Genomic DNA, 26,278 nt, shown 5'->3' with positions numbered 1-26,278 from the left:
TACTTTCCACTATCTTCTTCCACCTCTTTTTAGTTGATTTTCTATTTTTGTTTTCTCAATAACTATTTGAATTGATTCTTCGATATTTCCACTTAACTCTAAAACTTTTTGTTCTCTTTTTAGAGTTTCTAATCTCTGAGTTAATTTATAATTATATAATTCTTTTATACAATCCATAATTTGCTTTTTACTATCAACTGCTTCAAAAACATTATAATCTTTTATTTTTAATACTTCTTTGATAGTTTTTACATCACGGCATTTTGATTCTATAAAAGTTATCATATTATTTAGTTTACCCTTTTGATTTTCTTTGATTATAGAGAATATTTCTTTATGTTCAGAAAGAATCAAATCTTCTTCCTTTAGGTTAGAAACTATATAATCAAAATATTCATCTTTAAGCATTAATTTCAATAAAGAACGTTCTGCTTTTAAAAAACCGGGCTCTACATATAATTTTGTTCCATTTTCTTCCTTATTATTCATGAAATTATTTTCTTTTGTATTCTTTGTTAATTCCCTTGATAAAACATCATATAATGTCTGCTCTCTAATACCTGTATTTTCGGATATTTTTTTAACATAAACATCCTTTTCTACCGGGTCTAAATCAGCTAATATATGCGTAACTCTATTACCGTATTTTACCAGTGAATTACTTTCCTTAAAATCAATTCCATCTTCTGCTCTCTTTAATCTATAATCAATTAAAGGCTCCGCATCATTTATAAGTTTTTTAAAGGCTTCGCTTCCATTACTTCTTACAAATTCATCAGGATCTTTTCCTTTTGGAATATTTAAAACCCTTACATCAAAGCCTGCTTCTCTTAATATTTCAAGACCTCTAAGTGTTGCTGTTTGACCAGCTACATCCGCATCATAAGAAATAATTACTTTATCTGCATACCTTTTTAAAAGTCTTGCTTGGCTTGTTGTGAGTGCCGTTCCAAGGGATGCTACCACATTAGTAATACCATATTGATGTAATGTAATTAAATCCATATATCCTTCTACTATTATAAAATATCTATCAGGTATTTTATTTTTAATAGCAAAATTCAACCCATACAGATTAGTACCCTTTTGAAAAACTAAGGTTTCTGGTGAATTTAAATACTTAGGTTTAGAATCATCTAAAACTCTTCCTCCAAAGCCAATTACCTTACCCCTATAATCAAAAACAGGGAACATAACTCTATTCCTAAATCGATCGTATTGATTACCCTTTTTTTCACTTGTAGAAACTAATCCGGCTTCTAATAGCAACTCATCCTTAAACCCTTTTTTTCTTAAATGAAAAATTAAGTTGTTCCAACTATCTTTTGCAAACCCGAGCCCAAATTTTTTAATAGTTTCTTCTTGAATACCACGATTTAAAAAATATTCTTTAGAACTTTTTGTATTAATTAAATTTGAAAAGAAAAACCTTGCGGCTTCAACATTTACGTTATAGATTTGTTCTTTTTTTTCTGTAGTTTTATTTCTTTTTCCTGATTCATCTTCAATAACTATATTTACTCTTTCTGCTAAATACTTAACAGCATCTACAAAAGGTAAATTTTTATTTTTCATAACAAATGTTATAACGTTACCTGCTTCTCCACATCCAAAACATTTATATATTTGTTTATCTTGTGACACAGAAAAAGAAGGTGACTTTTCATTATGAAAGGGACATAGCCCTGAAAAATTCCTACCCGATCTTTTTAATTTTACAGTTTCTGATATAACATCTACTATATCACTCTGTTCTTTAATTTTTTCTAAAATTTCTTCAGAAATCTGCAAGGAGATCCCCCTCCTTACTATAAATTTTCTTCAACCTATTTATTATTCGACATAATATAATTAATTCCTTCTTAAAATATGATTTAATTATATTTTAATACATTTTATTTTTTTATATTTCAATTTTTGTTTTTTTATTATAAAAATATTTTCCCCAAAAACAAATTTTATATTTATACTTTTTAGTAAATTACAAACTTTGGTACAAAAATAGAATTAAATTTATTTAAACAATAATCATCACTCATCCCAGCTATATAATCAGCTACTGCTCTTTTCAAGCCTTCTTCTTCCAAAATAATTTTATACATATCTGGAAGTTCTTCTGGATTTTTAAAATAATGATCTATTAATTGTGTTAATATAAATTTAGCTTTACTTCTTTCTACGTTTAAAATATCCCCTAAATACACATTCTTAAACATAAACTGCCTAAGTTCCGTCATAGCTTCCCAAATTTCTAAGCTTAATGTTACATCAGGTATATTTTCATTGATATTTTTTGTAGTATTTTTAATCATATCAAGTACAAGAGTTTCTATTCTTTGTGAATGAGTATTTCCCAGTAATTTTATAACTTCTTTAGGCAATTCTTCTTCTGTTAATAATCCAGCTCTTATAGAATCATCAATATCATGATTTAAATAAGCAATTTTATCGCTATATTTTACAACACAGCCTTCTAACGTCATCGCTTTATTAGATCCCTTAGACAAACCACTATGATTTAAAATCCCATCTATAACTTCTGCCGTTAGATTTAACCCTTTTCCTTCTCTTTCCAATTTTTTAACTACTCTAACACTTTGTTCGTTATGTCTAAATCCTTCATCTAGAAAGTCTTTTAAAACTTCCTCTCCGTTATGAGCAAATGCTACATGACCTAAATCATGACCTAATGAAATTGCTTCTATTAGATTTTCATTTAATCCTATACCAGCACCTATAGTTCTAGCCACTTGAGCTACCTCTAAAGTATGCGTTAATCTTGTTCTATAGTGATCTCCAAAGGTTTTTATATAAACTTGTGTTTTATGTTTTAGCCTTCTGAAGGATTTGCAATGAATTATTCTATCTCTATCAACCATAAAACAAGTTCTTATAGTATCTCCTTCTTCATATCGCTCTCTTCCTAAGCTTTTACTACTAAATGTTGCTTGTGGTATAAATGTCAACTCTTCAAAACCTTCTATTTTCTCTCTTACGTTCACATATCTCACCTCTATATAACATATTCTATATATTTCTCCAAAAACCTTTATTTAATACAAGAATATAAAATATATTTATCATTAAATAGTCTATTTAACATTTAAAAATAATATCCTAATAATAAGTAATTTTATAAGGAGACTATTTATGGAAAATACTATATGTCCCTCCACTAAAGATTTACTATCCATTGAAAGCATGAAATCTTTTGTTTTACCACATTATGACCTTCAATTTGCAAATGTTACAATGGTTAAATTTAAAGATACAGATAAACAAAGAGCCGTTTATCGAGTTGATTTTAAAAATAAAAGTTATTGTTTGAAAAAAGTTTACTATGATGAATCTAATCTTCTATATGTATATTCTGCTATGGAATGGCTATATAGAAACAATTTAAATGTACCAAAATTATTACCTACAAAATCTAACAACAGATATATTAAGTATATGGGTATGTTATTTATATTAACACCTTGGGTAAATGGTTTAAAATGTGATTTTGACAACAAATATCATATGGAACTTTCATCAAAGGATCTAGCAAAGTTACATAAATCTTCCCAAAATTTTGTTCCAATTAGTGGTAGTTGCACTAGAATAGGTTGTGATGATTATCATATTTCTGTAGATAAACATTTAGAACAAATCTTAATTAGTGCAAAGCAAGCAAAACATCATAATGATAGATTTTCTAAAATATTTTTAAAAAATCTTAATATTAATTTAGAACTTGCTAAACTTTCCTCTAAAATATCATCTAGTATTAACTGCTCCGAACTTTCAAAATCATTATGCCATGGTGATTTTGTAAATAAAAATATTTTAATTGCTGATTCTAATGTTTGGATTATAGATTTTGATAAATGTAAAATGGATTATTCAGCTCATGATATTTCATATTTTTTAAGACGACTTCTTAAAAGAGAAAATACTAATTGGGATACGGATTTAGCATTAAAAATAATTGATGATTATATGAAAGTTAATCCTTTAACTCCCTCAGATTTAAAATATATCCTTGCTTATATTGCTTTCCCACAAAAATATTGGAAAATTTCTAGAGATTATTATAAAAATATTAAACGTTGTAATAAAAATGCCTTTATTTCTTTACTTGAGAGAGGTCTTGATAGAACTGATTCTCAGCTTAAATTTATTAAGGAAATGATGGTATTATTAGAAAAAGATTATGAAGTTAACTTTAACTAAAAAAGGAGCGCATATAGCGCTCCTTTTAATTTATTATCTTCTATTTTTCACTTGTGCTTGAGCTGCTGCTAGTCTAGCTAGAGGCACTCTAAACGGTGAACATGAAACATAGTCTAAGCCTATGTTATGACAGAACTCAACTGAAGATGGATCTCCACCATGTTCTCCACATATTCCAAGTTTAATATTTGGTCTTCCTTCTCTTCCCTTTTGAACTGCGAGTTTAATTAATTCTCCAACGCCTTTTTGATCTAATTTAGCAAATGGATCTTGTTCGTAAATTTTATTTTCGTAATAGTCTACTAAGAATTTAGCTGCATCATCTCTTGAGAAACCAAATGCCATTTGTGTTAAGTCATTTGTTCCAAATGAGAAGAATTCTGCTTCTTTAGCTATTTCATCTGCTATTATACAAGCTCTTGGAATTTCTATCATAGTACCCACTTTGTACTCTAACTTAACTCCTTTTTCTTTCATTACAGCTTCAGCAGTTCTAACTACTATGTCTTTAACATATTTTAATTCTTTAACATCTCCAACTAATGGTATCATTATTTCTGGAATTATATCATATCCTTTATTTTCTTTAACAGCTATTGCAGCTTCAATTACTGCTCTTGTTTGCATTTCTGCAATTTCTGGATAAGATACAGCTAGTCTACAGCCTCTATGCCCCATCATTGGATTAAATTCATGCAATGATTCAACTGTTGCTTTTAATTCTTCAAATCCAATTCCCATATCCTTAGCTAGTGATGCAATATCTTCATCACTATGAGGCAGGAATTCATGTAATGGTGGATCTAAGAATCTAATTGTAGCTGGCATTCCTTCTAAAGCTTCATAGATACCTATAAAATCTTCTTTTTGCATTGGAAGTATTTTATCTAATGCACGTCTTCTTTCTTCAACATTTTTAGCAACTATCATTTCTCTAACTGCTTTTATTCTGTCTTCAGCGAAGAACATATGCTCAGTTCTACATAACCCAATACCTTCTGCTCCAAATTCAACTGCTTGTTTAGTATCTTTTGGAGTATCTGCATTTGTTCTAACTTTTAACTTTCTTATCTCATCTGCCCAACCCATGAATTTAGCAAAATGTCCTGATATTTCTGGTGTAACAGTTTTAACAGCTACTCCATATATATTTCCAGTTGATCCATCTATTGAGATGAAATCATCTGCTGTATAAACTTTTCCATCTACTTCTAAAGTTCTATTAACTTCACTTACTTTTAATTCTCCACAACCTGCAACACAGCAAGTTCCCATTCCTCTAGCAACTACTGCAGCATGAGATGTCATTCCACCTCTAACAGTTAATATACCTTTAGCTGCAATCATACCTTCTATATCTTCTGGTGAAGTTTCAAGCCTTACAAGAACTACATTTTCACCCTTTTCAGCTCTTTCCTTAGCTTCTTCAGCTGTGAATGCAATTGTGCCGCATGCAGCTCCTGGAGATGCTGGAAGTCCCTTACCAATAACCTTACTATTCTTTAAATCTTCCACATCAAAGGCCGGATGAAGTAATGAATCTAATTGTCTTGGCTCAACTTTTAGTATTGCTTCTTCTTTAGTTAAAGTTCCATCTTCAACTAAATCAACAGCAATTTTTAAAGCTGCTTGAGCTGTTCTCTTACCATTTCTAGTTTGCAAGAAGTATAACTTTCCTTCTTCAATTGTCATTTCCATATCTTGCATATCTTTATAATGTTTTTCTAAAGTATCTATAATATCAGTGAATTCTTTATATATTACTGGGTTTTGCTCTTCTAATTTTGAAATTGGAAGTGGTGTTCTTATACCAGCAACAACATCTTCCCCTTGTGCATTCATTAAGTATTCACCATAAACTACATTTTCACCAGTAGAAGGATCTCTTGAGAACACAACTCCAGTTCCTGATGTTTCGCCCTTATTTCCAAATACCATTTCTTGAACACTTACAGCTGTACCCCATTCTCCTGGAATATCATTTAATCTTCTATATACTATAGCTCTTGGATTATCCCATGATCTAAATACTGCAGTAATTGACTCTATTAATTGTTGCTTTGGATCTGCTAAGAATTCTTCACCCTTTTCTTTTTTATAAAGAGCCTTAAATCTCTTTACTAATTCCTTTAAATCTTCACCTGTTAAGTCGGTATCAACTTTAACACCTTTTTCTTCTTTTAATTCATCTATTATATTTTCGAATAATCTTTTTTCAATTCCCATAACTACATCTGAGAACATTTGTATAAATCTTCTATATGAATCATATGCAAATCTTGGATTGTTAGTTAATTTAGACATAGCTTCTACAGCTTCATCATTTAAACCAAGATTTAAAACAGTATCCATCATACCAGGCATTGACACTCTTGCTCCTGATCTTACTGATACTAATAATGGATTAGTAGTACTTCCGAATTCTTTACCTGTTATTTTTTCTAGTTTCGCAATATTTTCATGGATTTCTTTAATGATTTTTTCTGCGATTACTTTTCCATCCTCATAGTACTTATTACAAACTTCTGTTGTAACAATAAACCCTTGTGGCACTGGAATTCCTAGTATGCTCATTTCTGCTAAATTTGCCCCTTTGCCCCCTAGAAGATTTTTCATTGTTGCGTTGCCTTCACTAAAAAGGTAAACGTACTTCTTATTATCCATCTCAATACTCCTCCGTTCGATACTAATTCGATTATATACTATCGGAACTTGTGCCCCGTAGCTACCCATTTAAATTTACCCATTTTCAAACTTCACTCTTCGAATTACTATTTATACCCCAAGGGTATAACAATTATTAACTTCATAAAAAAAACTAAATTTGAAGTTAAAAATCATTTTACAAACTACCATTTTCGAACTTCTCTTAAGTACTTTCTCCAAGCTTTACAAATAGCTTTGTTATGTTAGTCTTTGAAATCTTACCTACTATTTTAAATTGCTCTTTTCCTTCGCACTTCTCATTAATTTTTTCAACTATAGGAACACTGTCTATTTCATGTTCTATAATTTTTTTAGCAACACTATATGCACTTTCCTCTGCATATGCACAAACTAGGTTTGGCATTCTTGTCATTATTACTCCTACTGGAACTTTATAAATATCGGTGCCTCCAATTGCAATTTTCAAGAAATCTTTTCTAGATACAGCACCTATGAGTATTCCGTTATTTTCAACAAATAATGTACCTACATCGTTTAAAAATAAGAATACGATTGCATCATATACCATAGTATTCTTATTAACAGTGATAGGTTTCGACATTATATCCCCAACCAATACTTTAGATATGTTATCCAAAATAGCAGTATCTGTAGGGTTACCAGCGTAAATATAACCAACCTTTGGTTTAGCATCTAATATTCCTATCATAGTTAGTATTGCAAGATCAGCTCTAAGTGCAGCTCTTGTAACCCCTAACTTTTCAGCTAATGCTTCACTTGTAATGGGCTGTCCTTCTTTTACTAACTTTATAATTTCCTCTTGTCTTCCTGATAACTTCAATTTTATACCTCTCTCCAACAACTTAAGGAATATTCAGATAATTTTGATTTGTTTGATATTTACAGTATAATTATAACATTTTATAAAAATTTGACTATGCTTAATTTTCTGAATAATTAGTCAAATTCGCTGAATATCCTTAATTTGTTCATTTTATTGACTTATATTACCTGTTTTACTTTCATTTACTCCTTATTTATCCGTTTCTTCAAAATTAGCAGTATAAGTATATACAGATTCTTCATTAGAATCGGCTTTATTACTACTTTTAGGACTCTTATATCCTTTAAAATTAACTTCATTAAATTTATTTTTTACTTTTTCAGCAATATCACTTGCTTTTTCTTTTACTTCACTTGTTGCCTTAGAAATATACTTATTTACAACTTCAACACTACCATCTGCCATAGTTAATTCTATAGTAATTTTAGTTACTACTGCTGCTATAACTCCAAACGCTAATACTTGAGGTAATATTATCCCGATCATTCCTGCTGCAATACCTGCATTTACTGGAATATCTATTAATTCTTTTTCATCTTTACTAATTCTTATTCTTGAAACATTTCCTTTATTGATTAAATCCTTTAACCAAACTTTAAATTCTTCAACAGTTTCTCCATTTTTATCATTTTCACCTTTTTCACCTTTTGATGATGTTTCAATAATAGGTAAAACTCCATTTATGCCTTTAATTTCTTCTATATATATTATTGCATCTAAAACTTCTCCATGACTAATTTCTAATGCATACTTTGCCTCAGCATAACTTGATCCTGTTCTTTCTTTTACTTTATCTACCTTTTCTAATGTTATTTCCATATATAATCACTCCTTTATATAATTTAGCATTTCTAAACTTTTAGGTTTTCTAGCGTAATTTGAAGATATAAGTAAAGTATTTACTTTGCTTATATCTTTTTTCACCTCTGAATTAATATTAAGTCTATAAACCTTCTCCATATCAGTGTTATTTAAGAATCTTAGCGCATTATATGCTGGCTTTGAAATATACATCCCATGTTGCCTATTACACATTTCACACACCCCACCAAAATGAGAAATAGATATATAATTAGTTACTGTTATTTTTTTTCTGCAACTAACACATTGATCTAAATTTAGTCCATACCCTGTTGATTTTAAAAGTTTTAATTCAAAAGATCTAATAAGCATTTCATAATTTAACGCATCTGTATTTAATAAATATAAACATTTAATAAAATCTTTATATAACTGTTTATTATTTTCACCATCTTCTAAACATATATCTATTAACTCACAAATATAGGATGAATAAGTAAGCTTCTCTAAGTTACTTAACAAACCTTGAAAAGAATTCTCTATTTTACCCTCTTGTAAATTAAATAGGTTTTTTCCTTTAAAGAGAACATAATCTGCATAACATAAAGGTAAAGTAAGAGCAAATAATCTGCTCTTACTTTTTTTAGTTCCTCTTGCTATAGCTGTTACCTTCCCGAATTCTTCAGTATATAACCATACTAATTTATCATTTTCTTTATAAGCCTGTGCTTTTATAACTACTGCTTTTGTTTTCTCTAATGACAGCAGAACCATCCCCTATTTTATCTTTTTGTATCCTAACTCTTTCAAGAAATTTTGATTATCTCTCCATTCTTTTCTAACTTTAACCCAAACTTTAAGGTTAACCTTAGCATTTAAGAATCTTTCGATTTCATATCTTGCTGTTTCACCTATCTTCTTTAATCCTTGACCCTCTTTTCCTATTATAATTCCTTTGTGTGAATCTTTCTCACATATCATATCTACTTCAATATGCCAAGTTCCACTATCACTTTTTTTCATTTGAATAATATCTATAGCTATTCCATGAGGAACTTCTTCTCTTAAAGTTCTTAATGCTTTTTCTCTAATTATTTCTGATATAACAAATTTTTCTTGAACATCTGTTATCATATCTTCTGGATAATATTTTGGCCCTTCTGGCATATTTCCAACCATTAACTCTATTAATTTATCAACATTTCTACCTTTTCTTGCTGATATAGGGATTATTTCCTTAAAATCCATTTCTTTTGCAAATAGTTGTAATGTCTTTGCTACTCTTTCTTGTGTACTTTCATCAATCTTATTTAAAACTAGGAAAACAGGAGCTTTTTGATTTTTTAAAGCTTCTAAGATAAAAGCATCTCCTCTTCCTATTTCTTCATCTGGATTTACAAGGAACAACACAAGATCTACTTCTTTCATAGAATCCTTTGCTGAATTTACCATGTATTCACCTAATTTATGTTTAGGCTTATGTATCCCTGGAGTATCTACGAAGACCATTTGATAATCTTCTTTTGTTAAAATTGTTTGTATATTATTTCTTGTTGTTTGAGGTTTATTTGAAACTATTGAAAGTTTTTCACCCATAATTTTATTTAATAATGTTGATTTACCTACATTTGGTCTTCCTACTATTGTTATAAATCCTGATTTAAACATTTGTCCTCCTAATTTTCTAAATCTTTCTTAGTAAATGCTCCTGGCATTATCTCTTCAAAAGTCTTTAGAATATATTCATCTTTATTTTTTATAATTATAATCTTTGTATCTTTGTCTTCTGCAAACTCACCAATTACTTGCCTACATATTCCACAAGGATATGTAAATTCTTTTGTATCTCCAATTAATGCAATTACCTTTAATTTTCTATTTCCTTTTGATACAGCACTAAATATTGCGCTTCTTTCCGCACAGTTAGTAGCCCCATAAGATGCATTTTCTATATTACATCCAGTATATATCTCACCATCCTCAAATAAAACAGCAGCACCAACTTTAAAGTTAGAATAAGGACAATAGGCTAATTCCCTAGCCTCTATAGCTTTTTGTATAATATTATTATAATCCATAATTATGCCTCCTACTTTGTAATTTGTGTGTTATTATTAGGTTTTATTATATCACTATTTAATCTTAAAGTAGAGTATTAAATTTAAACCTATCTATAGTCTAAATATCGTGAATATAAACACTGTTAATAAAGTTCCAAATATTGCTCCAACTATAACCTCTAAAATGGAATGCACTTCTGAATCCACTCTGCTTTGAGCTGTAATAAAAGCCATTAAATAGCTTAAAAGTATGCATACAGGTTCTTCTGTAATAAGAGCTATAGCTGTTGCTACTGAAAATGATAATGCACTATGACCACTTGGCATTCCACCTTTTAATGGAGTTCCCTCTCCAAATATAGCTTTAACTATTACTGTTGCTATTGTTACAAATACTAACACTATAAAAATCATATAAGGCTCAGACTCTCTCACTTTATCTATCATTACATATGAAATATCTGAAAGTTTACCCCAGAAAATTATATATCCAACTATTAAAGCATTAATTGCAGTTACTAAAACCCCTCCAGCTGCAGCATTTTTAGCAACTTTAGCTAAAGGATGATAAAAATTTGTAGTCATATCTACAGCAGCTTCTATAGCTGTATTAATAAGTTCCGCTGTTATTACAAGCGTTATAGTAATTGCCAAAATTAAGAACTCACTTTTAGAAATATCAAAAAAGAAACATGCAAGTAACACACATAGTGTTACAAAGAGATGTATCTTCATATTCCTTTGAGTTCTTACTGTATCTAAAACTCCATCTATAGCATAGTTAAAACTTTCTAATAGCCTCTTAAATTTCATATAATCATCCTTTTCTTTAGGCATCTAAAAAATTTCTAGTCAATGCTATTATTTTTTCAAAAGCGCCTTATCTTATAATCTCTAATTTATTTAATATTTCCTCTTCTCTTTTTCTCATTATTATTTTTTCAGAATCTTCCATATGGTCATATCCAAGCAAATGTAAAATAGAATGAACTATTAAGTACGAAACTTCTCTTTCATAAGAATGGTTATACTCTAAACTTTGCTCTAAAGCCTTTTCTAAAGAAAGTACCATATCACCTAAAACTAATTCATTTCCATCCATATATGTTTCATCAAATTCATATCCTTTATACATGTTTTTATATACTTTTTTATCTTCATAATCAAGCATAGGAAAGGATAACACATCTGTTTCCTTATTTATTCCTCTTGTTTCTTTGTTAATTTCTTTAATTTTATCATTATCAACAAATAGCAATGAAATTTGATATTCTTTATCTAGCTCTTCTTCTTTTAAAGTAAAGCTACAAACCTCACTTAATTTATCAATAAATTTTTCAGTTACTTTTAATTTATCTTGTCTATTATCTGTATATAACATCTTTCTCCTCCTATGGAGCTTCACAGAAACAACTAGTTTCTATGATTTTTTCGAGTACCTTAAATAATATTTAAATTTTTAAGGGAAAGGCAGATGCCCCTCCCCACTTTTTTTAGCTGTCTAACTTCTAACTTTTTCTGTCGGATATTCTATTCTTTTATGATATATTCCATTTAGAACTTTTAAGAAACATTTTCTTATTTTTTCTAAATCTCTTAAAGTTAAATCACAATTAACTAATTGGTCTGAATGTAACTTATCTTTAATTATATTATTTACCATTTCCTCTATTTTACCCTTAGTTGGCTCATTTATAGACCTTACCGCAGCTTCCACGCTATCTGCCAGCATTAATATACCAGCTTCCTTACTACAAGGCGTAGGTCCTGGATACCTGAAATCTTCTTCTTTAATATCTTCAGGTTTCTCTGCTGAATTTTTCATTGTATAATAAAAATATTTAACTAATGTAGTTCCATGATGTTGCTCTATTATATCTTGAATAACCTTTGGAACTTTATATTCCTTAGCCAGTTCTATTCCATCTTTAACATGAGATATTATTATAAGGGTACTTAAATTCGGAGTAATCTTATTATGTGGATTTTCTTTCCCCATTTGATTTTCTCCAAAGAAATATGGCCTTTTAATTTTACCAATATCATGATAATATGCTCCTATTCTAGCAATTACAGGATTCCCTCCGACTTCTTCAGTTGCAACTTCGGCTAAGTTAGCTACCATTACACTATGATGATAAGTTCCCGGTGCCTCCATTAGTAACCTCTTCATTAGAGGATGGTTTGGATTCGACATTTCTAAAAGCTTAATATTAGTAACTATATCAAATGTTGATTCTAAGAAAGGTAAAAACCCAACTGCCAGCACTCCTGACATAATTGATCCTAAAATAACAAATCCAGTATCTATAAAAATACCTGTTAAGTTATTAGATAACAGCATACCAGTTGATAATGTAACTAATGCCGAAACCCCTGCAATATATATAGTTGAATATAATATATCATTTCTTTGTTGTAACTTCCTAAGCGTTGTTGATCCAATTATCACATTAACTATAGAAAGTATTATAATATGGGGACTAAACCCTACAACCACACTTACAAGTAAAATATTTAATGAATTTATAACTAATGAAGTTTTATAATCTAAAAGTAGTGTTAATAAAATTGGACCACAGGCTAAGGGTATTAAGAATGGTGATATTATATTTAATCCTCTTGCAAGTAAAAGAGATATTAAGTTAATAACACTTATCATAATAATCATCTTTATATTATTATAAATTTCTTTTTTATCCTTTGATAAATAAGAATATTGCATACCTAATACCATTGCTACAAATACTGCCAAAATCAAATAAGTATACATATAAGTTTTTCCAAGCCCTTTATCTAATAATCCAAGTTCTCTTAATATTTCTATTTGACTTGATGTTATAGGTTCTCCTTCTTTAACTATGGTTTGATTTTTCTTTATTATTTCTTTTTGCAGATTTTTCTGTGCTTCCTTTACTTTTTCATCTGTCTTTTCTTTGTCAAAGAACAAGTTAGGTTTTATTTGGCTAAATGCAATATTACTTAGTGCTAATTCTAATTCTCTTGAAATATCTTTTTTACTTAATTCATAGCTTACTATTCCATGTGAATTTTGAATATTTTCAATGTTATTTTCTTGAATATTATTTACATATACCAATTTCATTATTCCAAGTAAACTTTGTTCAAATTGAGCAATTTCTTCTTTAGTTGATGATAGTATAATTTTAAATTCATTTTCAGTTAAATTAAAACCTTCTATTTTTTTAGCTGCTGCTATTTTTTCCTTTTCATCAGTTATAGTGGCATTTATATTACTTATCTTATTAAATAACTTTGTAATATTTTCTTCTGCAGAAAGCTTTACTTCACCCTTTACAGTGTATTGCTTATCTACTTTTTCTAATATTTCCTCTTCCTTTTCTTTAGTTGCCCTTTCGTCTACAGTATCTCTTGGTGCCTTAATATCCGCATTTGCAATATCTCCCTCTGTTAAATTATATTTCTTAGGGGCTATTGCTGTAATAAGCAAAATATAAATAAGAACAAATACTATTGTAAAAATAAACATTCTTTTTGATCTATCCTTTGGTTTATAACCATTTCCATTAAAAAACATGTTTCCCACCTTCTTATCTACATAGTTTTAATATTCAATAGTATTATTGTCTACTATGTTTTGTTCAACTACAAAAACAATTCTAACTTTTATACTTTCATCGCCAATATCTTCTGTATTAACTATCTTATCTACTATTGTAGCTTCTCTAGTTAACTCATTAAGCAATGATTCTTCTGAACTTTTTATTGAATTTTCAATTGCCACTTCTTTTGTTAACTTAACATTTTTTTCTTCTCTTTCAAAATATACCACTTTATTTAGCATTTTACTACTGTCTTCTATTTTATCATATTCTTTAAAACCTTTTATAGCTTTTTTTATATAAATTTTCTTTCCAAATATATTCAAATAAACGTCACTATCCTTATTTCCATTTCTCTCCATGGATGTTCCGTTAATTTTAACTTCCATTGATTTTTCATAGAATGTATTAGCCATAACAATTCCATTTGGCGGAACTTGAAATTCTTCTCCCTCTTTTCCATCAATTCCTTCTATAACAATATCTCCAGCTTTAATAACATCTCCTGTTTTAACAACTGTTCTCCCAGCGTAGGCATAAACTCTATTTATTTGGCCATCCATTTTAGCAACTAGATTACCTAGCTTCGGTTTTTTTTCTTCCGGTGGATTTACCTTTTCTTCTATTAAAACTTTCAACGTAGAGCCTTCTATCCTCACTCTAAGCCATAAAATATCTGAGTTTATATCTTCAAGTTTTTTTTCTATATCTTTTACTTCAATAGATTTTTTTAATGTTCCCGGCTTAATGCCCATATCATAAAGTTGTTGTCTTACTTCAAATGGAGATACATTTTTCTTTGTTTTTATTTCAATTCCCCAAATATAAGTGGATAAATAAAATATTATTCCAATAAACATTATTGCCCCAATTGCTAAAGAAGAGCGTTTTTTTAGTTTTCCTAGTAAAAATAATGGTCCATCACGCCCTACAATATCCATTTTTCCATTTATTCTATTTACAACTTCTCTTAACTGTGTATAATCATTATAGTCTATATCTACTCTTAAAGTAGCTATGTCTATTTTTTTGACATTAGACACTTTAATTTCATTATTCCATAATATGTTTAATATTCTTTCAGGGTTTAAAACTTTAATTTCAACTGAAACTTTCCCATTTTTAAATTTATTTAACCCCATATATGTTACCTCTCATATGCTATCGATTTAAACTTACCACTAATTGTTGTAGTTGAACTTCCTATATATAGTATTTCAAAGTTCTCTCCATTTATGGTTATTGGTCCAAACCTACTATTTATTTTTATTATATTTCTTTCAAATACAATGATTCCTTTATGATTTTCTATAGTTATTTCTCTATCCCCTATAACTATAATTTTAGGAACATCCAAAATAACATCTTTAGGTAAATCAAACTTCTCTATAATAATTTCCCTACTTTTATTTAATTTTTCTTCCATAAAGCATCCTCTCCTTATTTAATAATCCCTCTTTGTACTTTATGATTAAATAAAAAAAAAAATTACTTTTTTAGACAACAAAAAGAACTCAATAAAATATTGAGTTCTTTTACTATTTATTAGTTAAATATTATTTTATAATTAATTAATAAATTTATCATCTGATCTACCAATTATTTCTGGTATAATTGAAACCTTAACTTTTTTCAATATATCTAATGTTATTTCAACTGTTATTTCCACCCAATGGTGTAGCTGTTTTTTTAATAATTTCTAATATCATTATAACTGCTGAGGAAGGTAACTAACTAAGATTTTTATTCAGTTTGTGACTGACCTTCCAAATCTTGTCTGTTTCCCTTTTTAAATTCAAGCGTTGTTCTTTTTGCTTGACTTCTTTTTCTAAAATTTCTATAACTTTATCTTGTTGAAGTCTATCTTTTACTGATGGCATTTTCATAAATTCTTCAAAAAGAATTAAACCCTACTTGAACTTTCTCTTTCTTGCAGCTTCTGATTTTTTCTTCTTCTTTACACTTGGCTTTTCATAGTGTTCTCTTTTTTTAACCTCTGCAAGAACTCCAGTTCTAGCGCATTTTTTCTTAAATCTTCTTAATGCACTTTCTAGCGTTTCATTCTCTCCAACTTTAATTTCTGACATCCTATATCCCTCCCTCCGTTAGCTCAAATTAATTAATTTAATTCAGCTACGGGCTTAACAACACATGCTATATTATACAATATTTGCAATTGCAATGTCAATAATAGATTGGAAAACTGTTAACCCGGTGGCCACTTTAACCCTCGCCCACCTAAAACATGAAAATGCATGTGATCAACAGTCTGTCCCCCTAATTCGCCGCAATTATTAACTATTCTATAACCCTCTTTATTAATTCCAAGCTCTCTTACTAGCTTATTAATAACAAGGAATATATGTGAAATAATATTCGAATTTATTTCACTTATTTCATTAGCACTTATGATATGTTCTTTAGGTATTACTAAAAAATGTACAGGTGCTTCAGGATTTATATCATAAAAAGCATAAACTTTTTCATCTTCATAAATCTTTTTACTCTGTATTTCACCATTAATTATTTTGCAAAATATACAGTTCATAAATTCACCGCCTTATATATATAAATAAATTTTTTCTAAATTCCTAAACTAATTTAGCTACAGCAAAATTAGTTTCTGCTTTTTCTATATTAATCTTTAATATCTTCCCTCTAACATCCGTACAATTGCAAGGCACTTCTACTTTTATATAGTTCTTAGTGTAACCTTCTACTATTCCAGCTTTTCCAGGTACTTCAAATTCCATTAAAGCATCCATCTCTTTACCTACATATTTCTCTATAAATGATTTTTCATTAATTCCATTTAACTTTATAAGCATTTTACTTCTTTGTTCTTTTATCTTTCCATCTAACTGATTAGGCATATCAGCAGCCTTTGTTCCTTTTCTTGGGCTAAATTTAAATATATGAGTTTTAGTTAACTTTAATCTTTTTAAATACTCATATGTTTCATTAAATTCTTCTTCTGTTTCTCCTGGGAACCCCACAATAACATCAGTGCTTATTGAAACATCTTTTAAGGTTTTTCTTAAAAGCTTAACTGACATCTCATATTCTTTAGCCTCATATCTTCTATTCATTCTTTTTAAGGTTCCATCACTACCACTTTGAAGAGATAAATGGAAGTGTGGACATAACTTTTTAAAGCCTTTAATCTTTTCTATTACTTCTGGAGTAAAGAATGCCGGTTCAATAGATCCTATTCTAATTCTTTCAATCCCATCTACTTTTTCTATTTCTTCTATTAAATTTATTAAAGTTATGTTTCCTTCTAATTCTAAGCCATAAGAAGCCGTGTGAATACCTGATAGTATTATTTCCTTAAACCCATGGCTTGCAAGGCTCTTAACCTCTTCTATCACCTTTATAGGATCCTTTGAGCATACAGCCCCTCTAGCATACGGAATTAAACAATATGTGCAGAATCTATTACATCCATCTTGTATTTTTAAAAATGCTCTTGTTTTATCTTGATATTCTTCTATATTCAAGTTTTCAAACTTTTTATTTTTAAGTACACCTTCAACATGAACTTGATTCTGCCCTTCATCTTTAGCTTTATTCACAAAATAAACTACATCACCTTTATTTCTAGTTCCAAGCACTACATTAACGCCTGGAATTTTGGAAACTTCCTTTGGAGCCATTTGAGAATAACAACCAACTACAGCTATAATGGCATTTTCATTTAATTTTCTTGCTCTTCCAATAATTTGCCTAGATTTCCTATCACCCATATTAGTAACTGTACATGTATTAATTACATATACATCTGATACTTCATTGAAATCTACAACACTATATCCTTCTCTTATAAATTTTTCTGCCATAGCCTCTGAATCATATTGATTAACTTTACACCCCAGTGTGGCAAATGCAACATTCATTAAATATCTCCCCCTAAGTCACCTAATTCATATTGAATTAAAGAAGTAGCTACAAATCCAGCTGTTTCTGTTCTCAATATTCTACTTCCTAAAGTTATAATATATGCACCCTTCTCTTTAAGTATGCTTATCTCTTCATCTTCAAATCCACCTTCTGGTCCTACAAATATACCAATATTTTTAATAGTTCCTAAGTCAACATTTTTATCTTTTAGTTCTTTAAACAATGTTTTTACACCAAAATTTTCTGCATTTTCATAAGGTACTAACATTAAATCCACAGTGTTTATTCTATTTAAAACCTCTTCAAATGCTATAGGTTCTAAAACCTTTGGCACAATCGTTCTTTTGCTTTGTTTTGATGCTTCTAAAACAATTCTGTTTAATCTATCTAATTTTTTAAAATCACCTTTAAGCTTAACATCAACTCTTGAGGTTATTGTTGGTATAAATTCTGCAATGCCAAGTTCAGTCCCCTTTTGAACTATTAAATCCATTTTTTGAGATTTTGGTAACCCTTGGAACAAATATATTTTAACTTCACTTTCATTATTTATGTCTAATTTTTCTAAAATTGATATAATAACTTCCGTTTTCTCAACACTTTTCACTTCTCCTAAAAACTCTTCACCAACGCAGTTATTAAGAACTACTTTTTCGCCCTTTGCTAGTCTTAACACCTTGTATATGTGTTTTACATCATCACCAACTATTCTTCCTTCTGTTTCAGAAAAATTTTCTTTTGGTGTAAAAAACTTATGCATATATCCTCTCTCCTAACCTTCTAGGCATCTCCAAATAAATACCCTACTTTAATTTTGCAACTATACAGTTCCACTCTCCATCTTTATTCTTCTCTAAAACTTCAAAACCACTCTCTTCTAATTTACTAACAACCATTTCAACTCTGTCATGAATAATTCCTGATGAAATAAAGTATCCACCATCGTTAAGAACCCTTTTAACATCATCTGTTAAAATACATACTATTTCAGCTAAAATATTAGCTACAACAATATCAGCCTTTCCACTTATAACTTCTACTAAATTTCCATATAACACTTCAATATTTTCTAATTTATTATGTGCTACATTTTCCTTAGCTACTTCTACTGCAACTGGATCTAAATCAACCCCTATAGCCATTTTAGCTTCAAGTTTTGCTGCTGCAATTGCAAGTATACCAGTTCCACAACCTACATCAAAAACAGTACTATCTAAATTAACATATCTTTCTAAAGCTTGAACGCACATTCTTGTTGTTTCATGAGTTCCTGTTCCAAAAGCCATACCTGGATCTAATTCTATTACTAACTCATTTTCTTTTGCTATATACTCTTCCCAAGTTGGTTTAACTACTATTCTTTCACCTAAAAGAGTTGGTTTATAATATTTTTTCCAGTTATTTGCCCAATCTTCTTCAAATATTTTTTCATTTTCTACTATACCCTCACCAACATCAATTCCAAGGTCTCTAATTTCTTCAACCTTCTCCTTAACATAGGCTATTATCTTTTCAATTTCATCTTCTTCTGAGAAATATGCTTTAACAACAGCACATTTACCTTTATGTTCCAAAACATTAATATCCGCAAAATCCCAAGTTAATGGACCTTCTTTTGTTTCTAGTATATCATTTGGATCCTCTATAGCTACACCCTTACAATCTAATCCATAAAATATTCCTGAAATTGGTTCTAACGCCTCACTTTTTGTGATTACTCTAATTTCTATCCAAGTTCCTTGCATTTAAATCAATCCTTTCTTTACATCCTTTGACTAATTCTATATTTTACACTTATGTAAAGATTGTGTCTAGTATTATGTTAATTAACCTTAGGCATCATAAAAAAAATAATAGACCAGTATCCTTGATTTTTGGTCTATTATTTATTTTACGATGCCTTATTAAAAAAACACTGAAATTTAATTAATTTCAGTGCTTTAAGAGCTGTTAAAATTCTATTTAGCTAACTTTATAGCTTCTAATATTTTTTCATAATTAGGTTCATTAGTTACTTCTTCAAGATATTCTACAAATGTTACCTTATCTTCAGAATCTACAACAAATGATGCTCTTGTTAATAACCCTAACTCTTTAATATATGTTCCTGTAGCCTCTCCAAAATTTCTATCTTTATAATCAGATAGAATCTTAACATCCTCTACCCCCGCATCTCCACACCATCTTGATTGTGCAAAGGGTAAATCCATTGATATTGTATAACAACTTGCACCTTTTATGTTACCTATCTCCAAATTGAATTTTTTAACTTCCATATCACATACACCAGTATCTATTGATGGTACTGATAAAAACACTCTAACTCCACTTGTATCCTTTAATGTAAATGGACTTAAATCATTAGCTGATACCGTAAAAGCCCTCATTTTTTCCCCAACCGAAACAGTATTGCCTTCTAGTGTTAGAGGGTTACCCTTAAATTTAATTTTTTTCATTTTTTATTCCTCCTTCATATATTTATTTCATTAATATTAATCATTCCAAAAAACATTAATTATTATACTTAGATTATACCCCTTAACAATCTCCTTGTAAATGATAATTGTTATCATTTATTATATGAATATATTTTTTATACTAAATACTTCTTAACTATTGCTTCGAATTTTGTTTCTCTATTAATTATAAACTCAGTAAATGTTATATTTTCTTCCTTAATCAACAAAGCTAGTTCATATAAAAATTTAGGTATTTCTGTGTTTATTAGGTCACCATAAACTTTTCCAAGCCTTGCATCGTATGCTTTGCATTCTCCACCTATATGAAGTTCAAAACATTCTTCTACTTTATCATTAACTCTTTTCTTTTTACCAGTAAATCCTACTCCTCCTATTTGATGAACTCCACATGAATTTCCACATCCCGATATATATACTTTTGGTAATATATCTTCATTAAAATTTTTATCTTTAAAGTACTCAATAATACTATTTAAAACACCTTGGCTATTACATAATCCAATTTGACATGTAGGTGTTCCTATGCAAGCTATGCTTTGCTCTAAGTTAGTTTCCCCTCCCATTCCGTGTGTAAGTTTAAGAAGACCCTCTGCTTCTTTTCCATTTAAGTTTCTAAACCAAACACCTTCAGTCATTGATAACCTTATTTCAGCATCCTCACAATTTTCTAATTCATCTAATATAAGATCTAATTGCGGTAATGTTAATTGACCACCTATTGGATGAAGGTAAACACTATATAAGCCTTCTTGCTTTTGTCTATATAACCTTGGATGTTTAGTATTTATTATTATTCCCTCTTTATTATAAACTTTAGCTTCTAGTTTCAAGTCAAAGCCCCCATTAGCTTTAACTTCACTTACGTGCTTTTTATAGCACTTCAAGAACTCTTCTTTACCCATTCTTTCTAAAATATATCTAACACGAGCCTTATTCTTATTTTCATAATCTCCTTCTGCCTTAAACATAGAAATCATACCATCAACATAATACAAAATATCATTTGTTTCTATAAGTTCGTCTAACATAACCGCAAGTTTAGGATTTCTACCTAACCCACCACCTAAATAAACTTTAAAATATTCTTTCCCATCTTTATTTACTGCTAAGAAACCTAAATCTTGAACACTGCAATGCGCACCATCTTCTTCACTACTTGAGAATGATACTTTTAACTTTCTTGGTAGTTTATAAGTATATATCTCCTCCATAAAATAATTACCTACAGCTAATGCATATGGTGTAATATCAAAAGCTTCATCCCTATCTACTCCTGATAATGGTGATATAGCAACATTCCTTGGAAAGTTACCTCCAGATCCCCTGGTATAAATGTCTAATTCTAAAGCTTCTTTCATAATGTCACAAATTGGATCTATATCCAGCTCATGTAACTGAATAGCTTGACGTGTTGTAAAATGCATTCCACCTAAATTATACTTTTCTGTTATATCTCTAATTAATCTCATTTCACGAATATCTGTCATTCCTGAAGGTATTCTAAATCTTATCATAAATTTTTCCCCACCACGTTGAGCATATACCCCCATTCCACCTGAATCATGTTTAAATTGCATCATATTTATTTCTTTATTAATAAATCTATGTCCTACCTCTCTAAACTCTTCTATTTCACCTAATAAGACTTCTTTTAACTTAGTCATGTTATCACTCCTAAAAATATTTTCTTCTATTTTTAATTATATCACTAAAAAATATACTTACTTATTGGAAATATCTATATCTCTCATACCTATTTACCTATTTACTTTCTTTAGGAACTTAGTTTTTAATATATCTTGTTAAACTTATTTACAGAAAAATAAAGAGCTCAGGAAAATCCTGAGCTCTTTATTGTCTATTATTTTTTATTAAACAAGTCTTTTATGCCCTTTTTATGAGCCACTTCATCAAAACTTTCTCCTGATGCTTCTATAAGCATTTTTAAAGCTTCTCTTTGTTTTTCATTAAGAGTTTTAGGTATATCAACTATTACTTTAACGTATTGATCCCCTCTACCTGTTGAGTTAACTCTTGGAATACCTTTATTCTTTAATCTGAATAATGTTCCTGATTGAGTACCTTGAGGTATAGTATATTTAACATCTCCATCAACAGTTGAAACTGTAATTTCAGTTCCAAGTGCAGCTTTTGCCATAGAAATATGTGTATCTATATAAACATCTACACCTTTTCTAGTAAACTTCTTTGACGGAGTTACATTTATTCTAATATATAAATCCCCTACAGGACCCCCATTAGTTCCATGTTCACCTTCGCCTCTAAGTGGCATTACATTTCCAGTATCAACACCTGCCGGTATATTAACACTAATTTTTCTATTTTTTCTAGTTTTCCCTCTACCACTACATGATGGACAAGGTGTTTCTACAATTTTACCTTTTCCAGCACATTTGTCACAAGTTGAAGTGCTTGCAAAACTTCCAAGAGGTGTTTGTCTTTGAACTCTAACTTGCCCACTTCCATTACATGAAGGACATGTTTTAGCTGTTGTACCAGCCTTAGCTCCTGATCCACTACAATATTCACAGTTTTCACTTCTATTAATTGAAACATCCTTTTTAACTCCAAAAACAGCTTCTTCAAAAGTTAAAGTAACGCTATATTCAACATCAGCTCCTCTAGCCGGACCATTAGCTCTTCTGCCTCCGCCTCCGCCTCCAAAGAAACTTTCGAAAATATCACCAAACCCGCCCATATCTGAGAATCCACCAGCTCCACCGCCGCCAAATCCTGGGTCTCCATCAACTGTTCCAAATTGATCATATCTAGATTTCTTTTCTGGGTCTGAAAGAACTTGATATGCTTCATTTACTTCTTTAAATTTTGCTTCAGCTACGTCATTTCCCTGATTTTTATCAGGATGATACTTCATAGCTTGCTTTCTAAAAGCCTTTTTAATTTCATCTTCACTAGCGCCTTTTTGAATTTCAAGGCTTGCATAGTAATCTTTATTTGCCATGTATATTTTCACCGCCTAGATAATTTTGTTCTTTAAGGAGTTTCTTTAAAATAACAGTCCAAGGTTCCATGTACATTGACTAGTTATTTTTTACTATACCTTATAAAAGGGAAGACATCTAAGGTCTTCCCTTTTTTATTATAATCCATTATAACATATAGTTACTACTATTTATCTTCTTTAACTTCAAAATCTGCATCAACTACATTATCATCATGAGGTGCTCCTGCATTTGCTCCACCCATATTGTTTGGATCAAATCCTTCAGCTCCTGGTTGTGCTCCTGCATCTGCATACATTTTAGAAGATATAGCATAGAATTCTTGATTTAATGCTTCTATTGCTGCTTTTATAGCTTCTACGTCTTCTCCATCTTTAACTTCATTAAGTGCCGCTACTTTTTCATTTACCTTAGCTTTATCTTCTTCTGAAACTTTTTCTCCAAGTTCAGTTAAAGTTTTTTCTGTTTGGTAAATAACTTGTTCTGCATTATTCTTAACATCTATTTTTTCTTTTCTCTTTCCATCTTCTTCAGCAAACTTAGCTGCTTCATTAACTGCATTTTCTACCTCTGCATCGCTTAAGTTAGTTGAAGATGTAATTGTAACATTGGCTTCTTTACCACTTGCTTTATCTGTTGCTGATACCTTAACAATACCATTAGCATCTATATCAAATGTAACTTCTATTTGAGGTTCTCCTCTTCTTGCTGATAAAATTCCTGAAAGAGTAAATCTTCCTAAAGCCTTATTATCTGCAGCCATTTGTCTTTCACCTTGAACTATATTAATTTCAACTGATGTTTGACCATCTGCTGCTGTTGAGAATGTTTGACTCTTTTTAGCTGGAATAGTTGTATTTCTTTCTATTAAAGCAGTAGCAACTCCACCTAAAGTTTCGATTCCAAGTGTTAGAGGCGTAACATCTAATAATAATACATCCTTAACTTCTCCTGTTAACACACCTGCTTGAATAGCAGCTCCCATAGCAACACATTCATCTGGGTTAACGCCCTTTGAAGGTTCTTTTCCTGTAAAGTTCTTAACTGCTTCTACAACAGCTGGTATTCTTGTTGATCCTCCAACTAATACTATCTTTTGGATATCTCCAATTGATAATTTAGCATCACTTAATGCTTTCTTCATTGGTTCTATTGATCTTTGAACTAAGTCATGAGTAAGTTCATTGAACTTAGCTCTTGTAAGGTTCATATCAATATGCTTTGGACCAGTTGCATCAGCTGTGATGAATGGTAAGTTAATGTTTGTTTGTGTTGATGATGATAATTCAATTTTAGCTTTTTCAGCAGCTTCTTTTAATCTTTGAAGAGCCATTTTATCTTGTCTTAAATCAACTCCATATTCATTCTTGAAAGTATCAGCAATATAATTCATTACTTTCTCATCAAAGTCATCTCCACCAAGTTTTGTGTCTCCGTTTGTTGATAGAACTTCAAATATTCCATCTCCAAGTTCAAGAATTGATACGTCGAAAGTACCACCACCTAAGTCATAAACAAATATCTTTTGGTTTGTATCCATTTTATCTAAACCATAAGCTAAAGCTGCAGCTGTTGGTTCGTTTATTATTCTTAAAACTTCAAGCCCTGCTATTTTACCAGCATCTTTTGTTGCTTGTCTTTCAGCATCATTGAAGTAAGCTGGAACTGTTATAACTGCTTGAGTTACAGTTTCGCCTAAGTAAGCTTCTGCATCTATTTTAATTTTTTGTAATACCATTGATGATATTTCTTGTGGTGAATGTGATTTTCCATCTATATCTACTTTGTAGTTTGTTCCCATATGTCTCTTTATTGATATTATTGTCTTATCTGGATTAGTTATTGATTGTCTCTTAGCTACTTGACCTACTAATCTTTCTCCATTTGCTTGGAATGAAACTACTGAAGGAGTAGTTCTAGCGCCTTCTGCATTAGTGATTACTACTGGTTCTCCACCTTCCATTACTGCTACACATGAATTTGTTGTTCCTAAATCAATTCCTATAATTTTTCCCATTTTTTTGTTCCTCCTAAATTTTTTATACTTATTAGCTTTTTATATTTATATTTGTCAAATTAATAACTATTTTATTAATTTGCAACTTTAACCATTGTATGTCGTAATACTTTATCGCCTTTTTTGTATCCTTTTTGGAATACTTCAGCAACTACATTTTCCCCTAATTCTTCATCTTGAATATGCATAACTGCTTGGTGAAGATTTGGATCAAATTGTCCTGTTGTATCTATTTCATTAACACCTAACTTTTCAAATGAAGTATTAACACCTTTAATAGTCATTTCTATACCTTTTTTAAGGTCTTCTATATTTCCTTCTACACTTAACGCTCTTTCTAAATTATCAATTACAGGTAATATTTCCTTTAATACATCTACGCAAGCATCTGTATATATACCTTCTTTTTCTTTAATTGTTCTTTTTCTATAATTTTCATATTCTGCACTAACTCTAAGTAATCTTTCTTTTAGTGCTTCATTTTCATTAGAAAGTCTTTTATTTTTATCTTTAAATTTCATAAGTGTTTTTAGAGGGTTTTCTTTTTCTTCCTCTTCTCCCTTTTCATTAGGATTTTCTTCTGAAACTTCATCTGTTGATTCTTCATTTTCTAAATTTTCCACGTCCTCAGTCTCAACTTGTTCAGCTTCAACTTGTTCGGCTTCAACTTTTTCTATTATATCTTCTTCAACTTCTCTTTTTTGTTCCATTTAACTACACCTCATT

The 26,278-nt window shown here is 29.9% G+C and carries 25 protein-coding genes; 1 reads left to right on the top strand and 24 read right to left on the bottom strand.

Annotation, left to right across the window (positions count from 1 at the left end; genetic code table 11):
* Window positions 1-9 precede the first annotated feature (9 nt).
* Entirely contained in the window at window positions 10-1,791 is a 1,782-nt protein-coding gene (dnaG, locus tag BLS77_RS13290; RefSeq protein ID WP_089970745.1) for a DNA primase, read from the bottom strand.
* Window positions 1,792-1,973: 182 nt separating this feature from the next.
* Window positions 1,974-3,002 (bottom strand): deoxyguanosinetriphosphate triphosphohydrolase, encoded by a 1,029-nt coding sequence (locus tag BLS77_RS13285; protein ID WP_089970743.1) that lies wholly within the window; start codon window positions 3,000-3,002, stop codon window positions 1,974-1,976.
* Between the two features lie 148 nt (window positions 3,003-3,150).
* On the opposite strand from BLS77_RS13285, the gene BLS77_RS13280 reads away from it, so the two are divergent.
* Window positions 3,151-4,215, top strand: a complete 1,065-nt coding sequence (locus BLS77_RS13280; RefSeq protein WP_089970741.1) for a CotS family spore coat protein — start codon at window positions 3,151-3,153, stop codon at window positions 4,213-4,215.
* Window positions 4,216-4,248: 33 nt separating this feature from the next.
* Here BLS77_RS13280 and ppdK read toward each other — a convergent pair whose 3' ends face one another.
* The 22 genes from ppdK to grpE form a co-directional block, all read right to left on the bottom strand.
* The gene (gene ppdK, locus BLS77_RS13275; protein ID WP_089970738.1) at window positions 4,249-6,879 is read right to left on the bottom strand and encodes a pyruvate, phosphate dikinase; all 2,631 of its coding nucleotides are present in this window, start codon (window positions 6,877-6,879) and stop codon (window positions 4,249-4,251) included.
* Between the two features lie 205 nt (window positions 6,880-7,084).
* The gene (gene ccpN / locus BLS77_RS13270) at window positions 7,085-7,723 is read right to left on the bottom strand and encodes a transcriptional regulator CcpN (RefSeq protein ID WP_089970737.1); all 639 of its coding nucleotides are present in this window, start codon (window positions 7,721-7,723) and stop codon (window positions 7,085-7,087) included.
* Window positions 7,724-7,915: 192 nt separating this feature from the next.
* Window positions 7,916-8,545 (bottom strand): DUF4342 domain-containing protein, encoded by a 630-nt coding sequence (locus tag BLS77_RS13265; protein ID WP_089970734.1) that lies wholly within the window; start codon window positions 8,543-8,545, stop codon window positions 7,916-7,918.
* Window positions 8,546-8,551: 6 nt separating this feature from the next.
* Entirely contained in the window at window positions 8,552-9,301 is a 750-nt protein-coding gene (recO, locus tag BLS77_RS13260; RefSeq protein WP_089970732.1) for a DNA repair protein RecO, read from the bottom strand.
* 3 nt (window positions 9,302-9,304) lie between these two features.
* Complete coding sequence (gene era / locus BLS77_RS13255) at window positions 9,305-10,195, bottom strand: GTPase Era (protein ID WP_089970729.1); 891 nt, start codon at window positions 10,193-10,195, stop codon at window positions 9,305-9,307.
* 8 nt (window positions 10,196-10,203) lie between these two features.
* A complete protein-coding gene (locus BLS77_RS13250) occupies window positions 10,204-10,605 on the bottom strand; it encodes a cytidine deaminase (RefSeq protein WP_089970728.1) in 402 nt (133 codons plus the stop codon).
* A gap of 93 nt (window positions 10,606-10,698) precedes the next feature.
* Window positions 10,699-11,400 (bottom strand): diacylglycerol kinase, encoded by a 702-nt coding sequence (locus tag BLS77_RS13245; protein WP_089970725.1) that lies wholly within the window; start codon window positions 11,398-11,400, stop codon window positions 10,699-10,701.
* Window positions 11,401-11,467: 67 nt separating this feature from the next.
* Complete coding sequence (gene ybeY, locus BLS77_RS13240; RefSeq protein WP_089970724.1) at window positions 11,468-11,968, bottom strand: rRNA maturation RNase YbeY; 501 nt, start codon at window positions 11,966-11,968, stop codon at window positions 11,468-11,470.
* Window positions 11,969-12,088: 120 nt separating this feature from the next.
* Window positions 12,089-14,146 carry an HD family phosphohydrolase gene (locus BLS77_RS13235; protein ID WP_089970722.1) on the bottom strand — a complete coding sequence of 686 codons (2,058 nt, stop codon included), beginning with the start codon at window positions 14,144-14,146 and terminating at the stop codon, window positions 12,089-12,091.
* Window positions 14,147-14,173: 27 nt separating this feature from the next.
* Window positions 14,174-15,313 (bottom strand): sporulation protein YqfD, encoded by a 1,140-nt coding sequence (gene yqfD / locus BLS77_RS13230; protein WP_089970719.1) that lies wholly within the window; start codon window positions 15,311-15,313, stop codon window positions 14,174-14,176.
* Between the two features lie 5 nt (window positions 15,314-15,318).
* A complete protein-coding gene (gene yqfC / locus BLS77_RS13225) occupies window positions 15,319-15,597 on the bottom strand; it encodes a sporulation protein YqfC (RefSeq protein ID WP_089970718.1) in 279 nt (92 codons plus the stop codon).
* A gap of 304 nt (window positions 15,598-15,901) precedes the next feature.
* Window positions 15,902-16,057: a hypothetical protein gene (locus BLS77_RS19935; RefSeq protein WP_175490859.1), complete on the bottom strand. Its 156-nt coding sequence runs from the start codon at window positions 16,055-16,057 to the stop codon at window positions 15,902-15,904.
* 24 nt (window positions 16,058-16,081) lie between these two features.
* Window positions 16,082-16,258 carry a 30S ribosomal protein S21 gene (gene rpsU, locus BLS77_RS13220; protein ID WP_089970717.1) on the bottom strand — a complete coding sequence of 59 codons (177 nt, stop codon included), beginning with the start codon at window positions 16,256-16,258 and terminating at the stop codon, window positions 16,082-16,084.
* 119 nt (window positions 16,259-16,377) lie between these two features.
* Window positions 16,378-16,719, bottom strand: a complete 342-nt coding sequence (locus BLS77_RS13215; RefSeq protein ID WP_089970714.1) for a histidine triad nucleotide-binding protein — start codon at window positions 16,717-16,719, stop codon at window positions 16,378-16,380.
* Between the two features lie 43 nt (window positions 16,720-16,762).
* Window positions 16,763-18,067 carry a tRNA (N(6)-L-threonylcarbamoyladenosine(37)-C(2))-methylthiotransferase MtaB gene (gene mtaB / locus BLS77_RS13210; protein ID WP_089970711.1) on the bottom strand — a complete coding sequence of 435 codons (1,305 nt, stop codon included), beginning with the start codon at window positions 18,065-18,067 and terminating at the stop codon, window positions 16,763-16,765.
* Window positions 18,067-18,831 (bottom strand): RsmE family RNA methyltransferase, encoded by a 765-nt coding sequence (locus tag BLS77_RS13205; protein ID WP_089970708.1) that lies wholly within the window; start codon window positions 18,829-18,831, stop codon window positions 18,067-18,069. Before BLS77_RS13205 ends, mtaB begins: the two co-directional genes overlap by 1 nt.
* A 43-nt stretch (window positions 18,832-18,874) precedes the next feature.
* Complete coding sequence (prmA, locus tag BLS77_RS13200) at window positions 18,875-19,816, bottom strand: 50S ribosomal protein L11 methyltransferase (RefSeq protein WP_089970707.1); 942 nt, start codon at window positions 19,814-19,816, stop codon at window positions 18,875-18,877.
* A gap of 213 nt (window positions 19,817-20,029) precedes the next feature.
* Entirely contained in the window at window positions 20,030-20,527 is a 498-nt protein-coding gene (gene tpx / locus BLS77_RS13195) for a thiol peroxidase (RefSeq protein ID WP_089970704.1), read from the bottom strand.
* Between the two features lie 137 nt (window positions 20,528-20,664).
* Entirely contained in the window at window positions 20,665-22,215 is a 1,551-nt protein-coding gene (locus BLS77_RS13190) for a nitrite/sulfite reductase (RefSeq protein WP_089970702.1), read from the bottom strand.
* Between the two features lie 197 nt (window positions 22,216-22,412).
* Window positions 22,413-23,534 (bottom strand): molecular chaperone DnaJ, encoded by a 1,122-nt coding sequence (dnaJ, locus tag BLS77_RS13185; protein ID WP_089970699.1) that lies wholly within the window; start codon window positions 23,532-23,534, stop codon window positions 22,413-22,415.
* Window positions 23,535-23,701: 167 nt separating this feature from the next.
* Complete coding sequence (gene dnaK / locus BLS77_RS13180) at window positions 23,702-25,552, bottom strand: molecular chaperone DnaK (protein ID WP_089970696.1); 1,851 nt, start codon at window positions 25,550-25,552, stop codon at window positions 23,702-23,704.
* 74 nt (window positions 25,553-25,626) lie between these two features.
* The gene (gene grpE, locus BLS77_RS13175; protein WP_089970693.1) at window positions 25,627-26,262 is read right to left on the bottom strand and encodes a nucleotide exchange factor GrpE; all 636 of its coding nucleotides are present in this window, start codon (window positions 26,260-26,262) and stop codon (window positions 25,627-25,629) included.
* Window positions 26,263-26,278: the final 16 nt, after the last annotated feature.

Origin of the sequence: Clostridium gasigenes, assembly GCF_900104115.1 — a bacterium.
Classification (GTDB): domain Bacteria; phylum Bacillota; class Clostridia; order Clostridiales; family Clostridiaceae; genus Clostridium; species Clostridium gasigenes.
Note: the sequence above shows the minus strand (reverse complement) of the source record. Positions and strands in the feature narration are given on the sequence as shown.